This window comes from Sphingobacterium sp. Lzh-3 (genome assembly GCF_046764375.1).
Lineage (GTDB): Bacteria > Bacteroidota > Bacteroidia > Sphingobacteriales > Sphingobacteriaceae > Sphingobacterium.
On record NZ_CP177226.1, the window covers coordinates 887,925 to 900,020 of the forward strand.

Consider the following 12,096-nt stretch of genomic DNA (forward strand, 5'->3'; position numbering starts at 1 on the left):
ATTTTTAACGCTTTAATATTATTCAGGAAATGTATTTAAGTAAAGAGTACAAAGCTGATATCTTCGCAGAATTTGCTGGATCAGCTACAAACACAGGATCTACTGAAGGTCAAGTTGCTTTATTCACTAAGAGAATTGCTCACTTAACTGAGCACTTGAAAAAAAACAGAAAAGATTTCGGTACACAACGTGCCCTACAAATGTTAGTAGGTAAACGTCGTTCATTATTAGCTTATCTTTACAAAAAAGATATCAACCGTTACCGTGCGATCATTAAAGGTCTAGGTTTACGTGATATTATCAAATAAGCTTTAATACAAAGGTGTTAAGAAAGCCATCCAATTTTTGGATGGCTTTTTTTATTGTGCTTATCGTGACCGAATTTTTATAGGACTTTTCGCGTCAGCATGGTTGTTTTCTGTTCGTCGTGGCTTTTGCAGTTGTTCAAGACGTCCTGAGATTAGCGGACGAGATTGGCCTACTTGTCCTTTACTTCAGTTTCGCTATTTAGTCGTTATTTCATCGCTTTTTCCTCGGAGCTTGTTCGTTGTTTCTTCGCTTCCAACCGAAGAAGTACCGAACAAGCTCCGAACAAGTACCGAAGAAGCACCGAAGAATCTCCGAAGATGATAGCCATGTCTTATACTGAAATAGTGTCTTATACTGAAATAGGTTTACATAGTACCCCATCCTGAGAAAAGTTTACATGTTGTCTTATACTGCGCAATAGGCTAGATTCCTCGTTATAATTGATAAGCCTTTGGAAGCCTTTTCGAGAAATAAGAGAACTTGAGAAGACTTCAATCGATTCATTGGCTGACAGACTGGGGCAATTGCTACCGTATTCCGAGGGTTTGATGATTTAGCCTGCTGTGAATTGCATTAATCTTAATATTTTAATTTACCTTTGTGCTGAAATCTAATGTATTTAAAATATTGGCATGCTGCCAACAAGATGAAAAGCATGTCGCAAACAAGATTAAATGAATTACAACGAAATTAAAACGACCATCGATATGGGTAATGGCACCCAGATCGAATTGTCTACAGGGAAATTGGCAAAACAGGCTGATGGGGCTGTAGTATTAAAACAAGGTGATACGATGTTGCTTGCAACAGTTGTTTCAGCTAAAGAAGCGAAATCTGGCGTTGATTTTTTACCCCTTTCTGTAGATTATCAAGAAAAATATGCGGCAACTGGCCGTATTCCAGGAGGTTTCTTACGTCGTGAAGCTAGATTATCGGATTATGAGGTATTGATCTCACGTTTGGTAGACCGTGCATTACGTCCTTTGTTCCCTGAAAATTATCACGCAGATACACAAGTTGCAATCAGCTTGATTTCGGCAGATAAAGATATTATGCCTGACGCTTTAGCGGGCTTGGCAGCTTCTGCAGCTATTGCTGTTTCTGATATTCCTTTCAATGGACCAATTTCTGAAGTTCGTGTTGCGAAAATTGACGGTCAGTTGGTGATCAACCCAAAATTGTCTGAGCTTGAAAATGCAACTTTAGAGTTTATTGTTGCTGGTTCGGCACAGGATATCGGTATGGTTGAAGGTGAAGCGAAAGAAATTTCTGAAGCTGAAATGGTAGAAGCAATTGCTTTTGCTCATGAAGCTATCAAAAAACAAGTTGCTGCTCAGGTAGAACTGGCTAACTTAGTTGGTAAAACTGTGAAGCGTGAGTATAAACACGAGCCTGAAAACCTTGAATTGAGAGATGCTATTTTTGCAGCTACTTACGATAAAGTTTACGCTATTGCAAAATCTGCTTCTGCCAAACATGACCGTTCTGAGAACTTCGCAAAAATCGCGGAAGAGTACAGAGCGACAATGCCTGAGGAATTGGATGATGATACCGCATTCTTATTTAAAAAATATTTCCACGATGTTCAGTATGATGCTGTCCGTAACCTAGTTTTGGATGAAGGTATACGTTTAGATGGCCGTGATGTACGTACTGTACGTCCGATCTGGTCTGAAGTAGATTACTTGCCTGCTGCACACGGTTCGGCTGTATTCACACGTGGTGAAACACAATCATTGACTTCGGTTACTTTAGGTGCTAAAGACGATGAGCAAATGATCGATGGTGCTTTTATTAACGGTTATAATAAATTTATTCTTCACTACAACTTCCCTGCATTCTCTACAGGTGAGGTAAGACCTAATAGAGGTCCTGGCCGTCGTGAAGTTGGTCACGGTAACTTGGCTATGCGTTCATTGAAACAGGTACTTCCTGCCGACAGTGAAAATCCATATACGATCCGTGTTGTTTCTGATATCCTGGAATCAAATGGATCTTCTTCAATGGCTACGGTATGTGCTGGTACATTGGCACTTTTGGATGCCGGTGTGAAATTGAAAGCGCCAGTTTCAGGTATTGCCATGGGATTGATTTCTGATGAGAAAACTGGTAAATACGCGATCTTATCGGATATCTTAGGTGATGAAGATCATTTAGGTGATATGGACTTTAAAGTAACTGGTACAGAAAAAGGTATCGTTGCTTGTCAAATGGACTTAAAAATCAATGGTTTGAAATGGGAAGTGTTGACGCAAGCTTTGGATCAAGCAAAAGAAGCGCGTTTACACATCTTAGGTGAAATGAAGAAAACAATTTCTGCTCCACGTGAAGACTACAAACCACATGCACCTCGTATCGTTCAATTGTTGATCGATAAAGAATTTATTGGTGCTGTAATCGGACCAGGTGGTAAAATTATCCAAGAGATGCAACGTGAGACCGGTGCTACAATTTCGATCGAAGAAGTTGATAACAAAGGTGTTGTTCAAGTATTCGCAGATAATAAAGCCGCTATCGATGATGCCGTAGGTCGTATTAAAGCAATCGCTTCTAAACCTGAAATTGGTGAAACTTACGAAGGTAAAGTGAAATCAATTATGCCATTCGGTGCTTTCGTTGAAATCATGCCTGGTAAAGATGGTTTATTGCACATCTCTGAAATCGACTGGAAACGTCTTGAAACAATGGACGGTATCTTCAAAGAAGGTGATAAAGTAACGGTTAAATTGTTGGATATCGACAAACAAGGTAAAATGAAGCTTTCGCGTAAAGCGTTATTGCCTCGTCCTCCGAAAGAAGACAAACCAAAGCAGGATAAACCTGCTGGCGAAGCTCCTGTAGCTGGCGCTGGCCAAGAATAAGGTTATCTTTCAAATGATACGAAAAGCCCGCGTAAAGCGGGCTTTTTTTGTAACCTAAATTAAATTTGATGTTTTTAGAATGATCCGAGTTAATAGGAGGGAAGTCCTAAATCGAATGCTATTTGTCCAATAGCGTAAAATTATCTTTATGTGCAACAGATTGCCCTGCTGTCACTACCGTTAGCTTCATTGCACCTGGAGATACATTTGAAGGTACGGTAACTAAGATTGTATTCGACGTTACGCTATTAGGAGCTACGGCAATTGAACCGAATTTCACGATAGTGTCGTAACCTTGAACAAAGCCTGAACCTTTGATCGTTAACACTGTTCCCGGTACCGCAGATGTCGGACTAAAGGACGTAAACGAAGGGCCAACGACCTCAAAGTCGCCGGGAATGGTTACTTTTTTATTTGGGAATTCAACGCTAATCTTAACATTACCTTCGCTCATTCCATAAGGAACGGTTACCTGTAGATTCGTCGGCGAAGTTGCAGTTCCACCGCCTTGTACGGAACCAAAATAAACCGTATACCAATTTCCGGCAATAAAATTTCCGGAGATATTGATCAGCTGAAGCGAACTTCCAGACTTAGGAGAAAAATTCGAGGCTGAATAGCCCAAAATTTTCAACTTTTTAGGAGCTTGTACTTCATGTGGCCCAACCTTTAGGTAAAGGGAATAATCTCCTTCTGCTATATTATCCGGAACATTGTAAGTGTATGTTCCTTTATCATAGAAATATGCATCACCATAGCTTCCTGTACCTAATTTCACTAAAGGGCGGCCCTCACCGCCATCATTAATCGGCGGGAAGTTCGTCCCACGAAGCATGATAGATTGTCCTGGATAAACGGATTCGGGTGATATTTCGCTGATTACCGGCGGAGTTACTTTAAACGTTCCCAGCACTTTTTTCTTTCCATTAATGGTTATCGCAAGATCTGAACTTTCCTTGGCTGTGAAGGGGACATTTATGGTTCCGTAATAGTACGAAGGATTAATGAGTTGATTTCCCATTTCAACCTGGATATTTGAACTGCCAAAATAATCAGGTAAGTTATCGCCAGTGAATTTTAATTCTGAGCCCACAGTCCCGGATTTAGGAGAAAAATCCTTAAAATTCGCGAGTATCTGGAAAGAACTATTGCCGGCTGGAGTAGATCCGATCTGAATAGAAACATTGACAGAATTTCCATGGCTGGCTTGTATACCACTTGGTACCTCTGCACTTATTTCAGTTGGACTTACTGAAACAGTCTTTGCTTTGATATTACCAATTGTAACAACGGTATTGTTTGCTGTCGCATCGAAAAAAGTACCTGTGATTTTTACGACTTCGCCCGACATGGCCATTTTTGGTGTAATGTCTCCCATAGAAGGACTAGGAAGGTTGACACTAAGCATTGTGCCAAAAACAGTGCCCCTGGAGTCCCGTAAGTAGGAGCGTACCCAAACCGTATTGTTGTAGGAGTACGGTAATGTCCCGTCAACCCTAATCTGTTTACGAAACTCTCCTTCCTTAGCATCTTTTCCCAAGGAAACTTTTATGCCCTTATTTTCTCCTATTTCCTGGCTAGTATTATAAATAAATCCATAATCCTCTATCCCTTCACTCCCCCTTTTAGCGATATTACCAACAACTTCAAATGAAGTCGACGATTGAGCTTTAACTGACAGTGTCTGAATTGCTGGTGGCGTAAAGTCATCCTTCTTACACGATGAAAATAGTCCAAATAATGAAATAAAAACAATACACAGTATTTTAATCCCTTTCATAATGATCAATAAGTTTATTGTTTTTAAAATGCGTATCCTACTCTCAGACCATTCACCAATGAGCTCTTAAACGTCTTGGTTTTGTTTTCCGAGATATAAGAGCCATAACCAGGGTCAGTTCCCGTTACTGTGATATCAGGTTTTTTATACTTTGTCTGTAAATAACCTAAATTAAACTCATAGCCAACAAACAGGCCTTTGGAAACATAAAAGTCAAATCCGGCAACGGCATAGGCACCAAATCTTGTATAAGCATTTGGGACTAATTGCATGGACGAATAATAGCCATTGTTGGTCTGCTGATAGATAACTTCCATCCAGGCATTCTTTAGATTCATCGTATATGCGCTGGTAGATAGTTCCTGTTTACTACTTTTAGAGCCGATGGAGAGGTCAAATCCAATGTAAGGAGACAGTCTGGAGCTTCCTTTAAAATGTTTTTCAATACCAATATTGAGATCAAATCCTGTACTCTTTTTGGTATTGGAGTTAAAATAACCATTTGTGCCGTAGGGATATCCATAATTTGCTGCAGAATCGAGTACATTGATTCCAATTCCCAAACGTAAAGCAAGGTCATCCTGAACAAAATACCGCCCTTTGATCTGATTTAGAGCATTGTTTAAGCTCAGATTTCCTTTAAATGGATTGAAGTTCAATTCAGTAACAAAACTACCTTTTCTAGATTTAACGCCTTCGATGTCTTTGTCAAGTGAGGTCTGCGCATAGGCAATTCGAGCTGCTCCCAATAATAGGATAGCCGATAAAATTCTTTTCATAAAATATAATAAACTAAGAGGATAAATATACTGCTTTGTGGGCGTTTCACAAATTTTTTATTAAAGTTAATTGAATAAGATAAAGAGAATCGGTTATATACAGTTTATTAGGGGGCCAAGCATATAATACTTCTAGGTTGATCTTTTACAAGAAGCCGATGATTTATATCATAGTGGCTTGAACAATCGGCGTGATTTTTTGAAGATAAAGATCTGTATTGAGGGGAGAACTGTAGAAATAATTCTTAGAGAGTCTCTCTATTCTAAAAAGTAAATATTTGTATAATAGAGTTTGAATTCATCTTGAAAGGGGTATAAAACAAATCAGGCTGTCAATTCGACAGCCTGATTTGTTCTTTTATAACATGATAACACCTTTTATCTTCGCTACTTCTTTGTAGTAGTAGATGACCTGATCGGTGTCTTTTACGTTCAAGTTTACCGTAATTGAAGTATACTTACCTGTTTTGGAGTCCTTGAAGTCAAATTGAGCACCTGTGTCATCAAATACGCTCTGGATCTGATTGAAGTGGTCCTGATCTTTTGGTAAGATAAATTTATACGTATAATCCTTTGGAAATGTTTCTAAGTCTTCTAAGCGCTCTTTGAAAGTTTCATAGAAGTCTTTTGGATTATCACCTCCGTCAGGGATATCTTGTATATTGATGTTTTTGTAATCTGCCATGTTTTATTTCTCCTTAAATATGTTACTAGGGTATTAACAAATATTAATCCAGTAATGTTTTACTGACAATTTTTCAGTTAATTATTGTCAATACTTGAAGGCCAATCGGCTTTGTTTTTACCAAAGTTTTTGTTTGGCGTGGCACTCATCTCGATTTCCATCTGTCCGCCTTCTAAAAGCTGTGCATGTGTAATGAACGACTTAGCATAAGGTTTACCGTTCAATTTGATCGATTTAATATATTGATTTGATTTACCTTGATTTTTAACATCGATCGCTAACGTTTTGCCATTTGGTAAATTGATGTTTGCATGTTGCATCATCGGTGATCCGAAGACATAAACACCACTCATTGCATTCAGTGGATAGAAGCCCATCGCTGAGAACACATACCAGGCACTCATTTGTCCGACGTCATCATTGCCACATAGACCAGCTGGACTGTTTGTGTAAAACTCCGTCATCGCTTTACGGGCTAAGGCTGCACCTTTCCAAGGTTGTCCAGCGTAAGCATATAAGTAAGGGATGTGGTGATTTGGTTCGTTCCCTTGCGCATATTGGCCGATTAGTCCTGAAATATCCGGAGAAGCTTCACCACCAAGATCCGATGACATGGTCGTAAAATAATCTAGTTTTTTCAAAAATTTCTCCTCGCCACCGAAAAGATTGATCAGACCTTTGACATCTTGAGGTACTAACCAGGTATATTGCCATGCATTTCCTTCGCAATAATCATTCTCACGGTGTTTGGCCATCAATGGGTCGAAAGGTCTGCGGAACTCGCCATTGGCTTTTTTACCGACGAAATGACCTACTTCTTTGTCAAAATACTGCTCGTAAAGTTTGTAGCGTTTTTTGAAATAGGCAGCGTCTTCTGTTTTACCTAGCTTTTCAGCAATTTTATACGCACCAAAGTCGGCAATCGCATACTCTAATGCCCATGCTACAGACTCATTCGGCATGCTGTCGATCGGAATGTAAGTCAGTTCACGTGCATATTTCAGACCATGATCGTTGCCCATGGCTGTTGTCTTAACAGCCTCCCAGACCAATGGATAATCTTTCTCGTCAATGATCCCTTTTAAGAAGGCATCGGCAATGACTGGAATCGCAGGTAATCCAACCATTGTATTGGTTTCATTACCTTGTAAGTGCCACATTGGCAATTTACCTTGTTGTTGATAGATCGCCAACATGGTTTTGATAAAATCCTGGTTGATTTTACGGTCCTCCAAAATCGTCATCAAAGGATGAAGGCCACGGTAAGTATCCCAAAGCGAAAATACCGTATGGTTGACAAAATCCTGTTTCTCGTATACTTGTTTGTCAGTTCCTAAATAATCGCCATTGGCATCGTTGAAGATGGTAGGAGCGAAGTAGGTATGGTATAATGCCGTATAGAAGATTGTCTTCGTATCTTTGTCGGCTTCAAATTGAATCTTATTTAAGGTTTTATTCCAACGCTGATCGGCTTCTTGTTTTACTTTTTCAAAATTCCAGCCCGGGATCTCTGCATTGATATTATTCAGGGCATTGGTCGAGCTTACGGGAGAAATACCGACTTTAAGCTCGATGGTTTTGTTTTTAACAGCATCAAAGAATAAAGCCGCTTTGATTGCCTGTCCTTTAAATGTTGTTTGGCCTAATTTTTCTTCTTTACCGTCGAAAAATCTTACTTTTTGTATCGGCTGGGAAGTTCTGATCGCAAAATACAATTTTTGGTCAGTTGCCCATCCTGTTGAAAAGCGGTAACCAACAAAGGTCGAGTCGTTCACCTGTTTAATGTAGGTGTCTGTCGGTTTATCCCAATTGATATGGTAACCTAAGTCGACCAAAATATGCGCATTGTCTGTTTTTTCATAGCGATATTGATGATAGCCAACACGTTCGGTTGCTGTCAGGTTGGCCTGTACCTGATAGTCATCTAAATAAGCGCTATAGAATCCGGGTTTGGCAACCTCATTTTCCTTTTTGAAGGAAGAGCCATAACCTGTATTCATTTTATTGAATTCCGCTGGCGTTAATTGTAATTTTCCGTTGGCTGGAACGATCATGAGGTCGTTGAGGTCACCGATACCTGTTCCGCTCAGATGGGTATGGGTAAAACCCAAAATTTCCTGGCTTTTGTAATTGTATCCACTGCACCAATCCCATCCGTTGAACTTGTCCCAAATCTGTGGAATTTGGGTAGGCCCCAATTGTACTGCACCTAAAGGTACATTGGCACCAACAAACACGTGGCCATGATCCGCGGAACCAATAAAGGGGTTGACATATTGTGTAAGATTTTGCTGGGCTTGCGCACAAAATGGCAAAATTAGTGTGCCCAACACTGTTTTGAGTAGTTTATTTCCTGTCATAGGTTTTGTTCGGGTATTTGAAAACTGCTTAAAATTAGTAAATAAAACCTTTTAGCGCAATTTTATTATTATTTTAGTAAATTGTCGTTAAATTTTTTACTTTAGTAAGCTTCGTAATAAAAAACTTAACAAACCTACTACTACTACATGAAGAAACGTATTCTGATCAGTGATATCGCAAAGGCGTTGGGGATTTCTGTAACTACTGTGTCCTTTATTTTGAATGATAAGGCAAAAGAAAAGCGTATTAGTGAGGCTTTGACTAAGCGGGTTTTGGACTATGTCAAAAAGGTCGGCTATAAGCCCAACGAATTGGCGAAAAGTCTGCGCACAGGGAAGACAAAGATTTTGGGTTTAATTATCGAAGATATTTCCAATCCCTTTTTTGGGAATATTGCTCGTCTGATCGAAAGTAAGGTCTACGAGCAGGGCTATCGTATTATTTATTGTAGTACCAACAATGATGTAGAAAAAGCGAAAGAGTTAATCCAGATGTTTTACGATCGTCAGGTAGATGGTTTTATTATTACGCCTTCCGATGGTTTGGAAGATACCGTAAAACAGTTGCAGCAGAATAATATTCCGGTTGTGCTCTTTGACCGTTATTTTCCGGGGCTTGAAACAGACTATGTTGGTGCAGACAATTTTCAGGGGGCCTTTGATGCCAGTAACCATTTGTGTCAACAAGGTTATAGACGTATCGGATTTGTATCGCTCTATTCGGATCAGACCCAAATGAAAGAGCGTTCAGATGGCTATATGAAGGCCATGGATAATAATAAGCAACAAAGTTTTATTCAAAAGATTCAGATGGATGCTTCGGATGAGGAAGCAATGGAACTATTGCGGGAATTTATCTGTGAAAACAGGCTGGATGCCGTTTTGTTCTCAACAAACTATTTGGCGATTTCAGGCTTGAAGGCTTCCAAAAAATTTGATTTTACGATGCCGGCGGTGATTGCTTTTGACGACCATACGGTTTTTAAATTAGTGGAACCTTCTATCACGGTTGTATCGCAGCCGATCAAGGACATTGCGGAGAACCTGATCAATATTTTGTTGCTGCGTCTTCAGGGCAAAATAAAAGCAACACGTAGAATGGTGTTGCCTTGTGAACTGAAAGTTCGTGAGTCGACTAAAGTGAAAGTTACTTCGTAGTATCGGCTACAAATTTCATTGAAATAGAATTAACGCAGTGACGCGTGTTTTTTGTCGTAAAGCCTTCTCCGAGGAATACGTGGCCTAAATGCGCGCCACAGTTACTACACAGGATTTCAGTGCGGCGGCCATCTGCATCGGTGATCCTTGTAATTGCCCCAGGAATTTCATCATCAAAACTTGGCCAGCCACAGCCAGATTCAAATTTTGACTCCGAGCGGTATAGTGGGCTGTCACAACGACGGCAGATATACGTTCCTTTGAGCTTATTGTCTAAAAGTTCGCCGGTAAAAGGCCGTTCAGTTCCCTTATGTATAATAATGTATTCCTCTTCTTTACTTAACGGGTTGTATTTTTTGTTTGTTTCCATTGTTGTTGTGTGTTTAGTGTTGAAGCTGGCTTTACTAGGAACTACCCAATAGGAATGCGTTATTCTTTCGATATAATGAGCTATTCCTTCTATATAAAGACATCATCCAGATTTTTTTATTGTTAGCTCGGGACCTGACCCTGACCAGATCTCCATTCATCTTGATAAAGTTCTCGATTCGTCTTATAAAGGTACGGAAATTAGGACGAAAAAAAACTTTTTGTGTCTTCTGCGATCCACTGTTTTGAGTATTTTAAATTGTCATGGAATTGTCTTATATTTGAGTGGCTATCCAAATGAAAAGTTGTAGCGATGGAACCACTTTAATAGCTTAATGCTGTTTTTATCCTTGTTTAAACGCATTTGTTTAGAATGATTATAAATTGATATTAAAGGTCACAAAATTGTCAGCGATTTGTTAATAAATCATACTTTTGTGGCATTGTTAGGGGGGTAGTGGCTCCTTTAACCATGGGAGTTAATTTTTTACATTCACAAATAAATAGTATAAAGTGCTAAATATGAGAACTATCTCATCCGTTTTGGGAAGCCTTGCGAGGGTGGTGTCAACGAGTTTGATGCTATTATTTGCCGTTACGACGTTGCATGCGCAAGATGTCAAGGAAGGTGAAAAAATCTTCAAATCTAAGTGTACATCCTGTCACGCCATTGACAGAAAAGTGGTTGGTCCTGCTTTAAAGGGGATTCCAGAGACGAAAGACGAAGCTTGGTTAATCAAGTGGATCAAGAACTCTCAGGCTTTAATTGCGTCTGGCGATGCTGATGCAGTTAAAATCTTCGAAGAGAACAACAAGCTTGTGATGACTTCTTTTACTGATTTATCTGACGATCAGATCAAGTCGGTATTAGCGTATATCACAGATGCTTCTAAGGAGAAACCGAAAACTGAAACTCCTGGTGGTGCTGGAGCTAAAGATGATAACGCGTCCATGTTCATGATTTTGGGCTTGATCGCAGTTGTTGTTTTGGCTGTAGTGGTTATCGTGGTGTTGAATCGTGTGATCCGTACCTTAGAAAATGTAATTGCTAAAAACCAAGAAGCTATTGCTGCGCAACAAGAGCCAGAAGATAGCCAACGCTTTGTGAAGTTTGCGAAAGCATTCGTTAAAAACAAGAAGTTGGTAGGCTTTACCGTCTTGATGTTAGTTGCATTATTAGCTGTAGGTGGTTGGAAAACAATGTGGAACGTTGGTGTTCACCAAGGCTATCAGCCGGTTCAACCAATTAAGTTCTCGCACCAAATCCACGCTGGTGTTAACAAAATTGAGTGTCAATACTGTCACGGTGGAGCATTTAAATCTAAAAATGCGTCTATTCCATCGGCCAACGTATGTATGAACTGTCACAATACAATCACTGCTTCAGAGCATTATGATGGTGAGATTTCTCCGGAAATTGCTAAAATCTATCGTGCATTGGATTGGAATCCTGATACGCGTACTTACGGTAACAATCCGAAACCAATTCAATGGGTTCGTATCCACAACTTACCTGACTTTGCTTACTTCAACCACTCACAACACGTTGTGGTAGCTGGTGTTGAGTGTCAAACTTGTCACGGTCCAATCCAAAATATGGAAGAAGTATACCAATACTCTCCATTGACGATGAAATGGTGTGTTGATTGTCACAAAAAGACAGATATCAAATCGGATAACAAATACTATGAAGATTTGATTAAAGCACACGAAAGAATTAAGAAAGGTGAGAAAATGACTGCAGCCATGATCGGTGGTCTTGAGTGTGGTAAGTGTCACTATTAATAATTATTTG

At 39.6% G+C, this 12,096-nt stretch carries 10 protein-coding genes; 4 read left to right on the forward strand and 6 right to left on the reverse strand.

Features of this window, described 5'->3' with window-relative positions; genetic code table 11:
* The first annotated feature begins 29 nt into the window (after positions 1-29).
* Complete coding sequence (gene rpsO / locus ACLCDV_RS03570; RefSeq protein WP_046674145.1) at positions 30-308, forward strand: 30S ribosomal protein S15; 279 nt, start codon at positions 30-32, stop codon at positions 306-308.
* 206 nt (positions 309-514) lie between these two features.
* On the opposite strand, the gene ACLCDV_RS03575 is transcribed toward rpsO, so the two are convergent.
* Positions 515-637 carry a hypothetical protein gene (locus tag ACLCDV_RS03575; protein WP_411972929.1) on the reverse strand — a complete coding sequence of 41 codons (123 nt, stop codon included), beginning with the start codon at positions 635-637 and terminating at the stop codon, positions 515-517.
* A gap of 346 nt (positions 638-983) precedes the next feature.
* Here ACLCDV_RS03575 and pnp point away from each other — a divergent pair, with 346 nt between their 5' ends.
* The gene (pnp, locus tag ACLCDV_RS03580; RefSeq protein ID WP_411972930.1) at positions 984-3,170 is read left to right on the forward strand and encodes a polyribonucleotide nucleotidyltransferase; all 2,187 of its coding nucleotides are present in this window, start codon (positions 984-986) and stop codon (positions 3,168-3,170) included.
* 118 nt (positions 3,171-3,288) lie between these two features.
* Here pnp and ACLCDV_RS03585 read toward each other — a convergent pair whose 3' ends face one another.
* The 4 genes from ACLCDV_RS03585 to ACLCDV_RS03600 all read right to left on the reverse strand — a co-directional run bounded on the left by ACLCDV_RS03585 (position 3,289) and on the right by ACLCDV_RS03600 (position 8,774).
* On the reverse strand, positions 3,289-4,950 hold the full coding sequence (locus tag ACLCDV_RS03585) for an IPT/TIG domain-containing protein (RefSeq protein WP_411972931.1): 1,662 nt from the start codon (positions 4,948-4,950) through the stop codon (positions 3,289-3,291).
* 23 nt (positions 4,951-4,973) lie between these two features.
* Positions 4,974-5,729 carry a hypothetical protein gene (locus tag ACLCDV_RS03590; RefSeq protein ID WP_411972932.1) on the reverse strand — a complete coding sequence of 252 codons (756 nt, stop codon included), beginning with the start codon at positions 5,727-5,729 and terminating at the stop codon, positions 4,974-4,976.
* Between the two features lie 358 nt (positions 5,730-6,087).
* Positions 6,088-6,414, reverse strand: a complete 327-nt coding sequence (locus tag ACLCDV_RS03595) for a DUF493 domain-containing protein (protein ID WP_411972933.1) — start codon at positions 6,412-6,414, stop codon at positions 6,088-6,090.
* A 77-nt stretch (positions 6,415-6,491) separates the two neighbouring features.
* Positions 6,492-8,774 carry a GH92 family glycosyl hydrolase gene (locus ACLCDV_RS03600; RefSeq protein WP_411972934.1) on the reverse strand — a complete coding sequence of 761 codons (2,283 nt, stop codon included), beginning with the start codon at positions 8,772-8,774 and terminating at the stop codon, positions 6,492-6,494.
* Positions 8,775-8,921: 147 nt separating this feature from the next.
* Here ACLCDV_RS03600 and ACLCDV_RS03605 point away from each other — a divergent pair, with 147 nt between their 5' ends.
* Positions 8,922-9,932, forward strand: a complete 1,011-nt coding sequence (locus ACLCDV_RS03605) for a LacI family DNA-binding transcriptional regulator (protein ID WP_317668412.1) — start codon at positions 8,922-8,924, stop codon at positions 9,930-9,932.
* Here ACLCDV_RS03605 and ACLCDV_RS03610 read toward each other — a convergent pair.
* A complete protein-coding gene (locus tag ACLCDV_RS03610) occupies positions 9,922-10,365 on the reverse strand; it encodes a methionine-R-sulfoxide reductase (RefSeq protein ID WP_411973926.1) in 444 nt (147 codons plus the stop codon). The genes ACLCDV_RS03605 and ACLCDV_RS03610 overlap by 11 nt on opposite strands.
* A 458-nt stretch (positions 10,366-10,823) precedes the next feature.
* On the opposite strand from ACLCDV_RS03610, the gene ACLCDV_RS03615 reads away from it, so the two are divergent.
* Entirely contained in the window at positions 10,824-12,086 is a 1,263-nt protein-coding gene (locus tag ACLCDV_RS03615) for a cytochrome c3 family protein (RefSeq protein WP_286767326.1), read from the forward strand.
* The last annotated feature ends 10 nt before the right edge of the window (positions 12,087-12,096 follow it).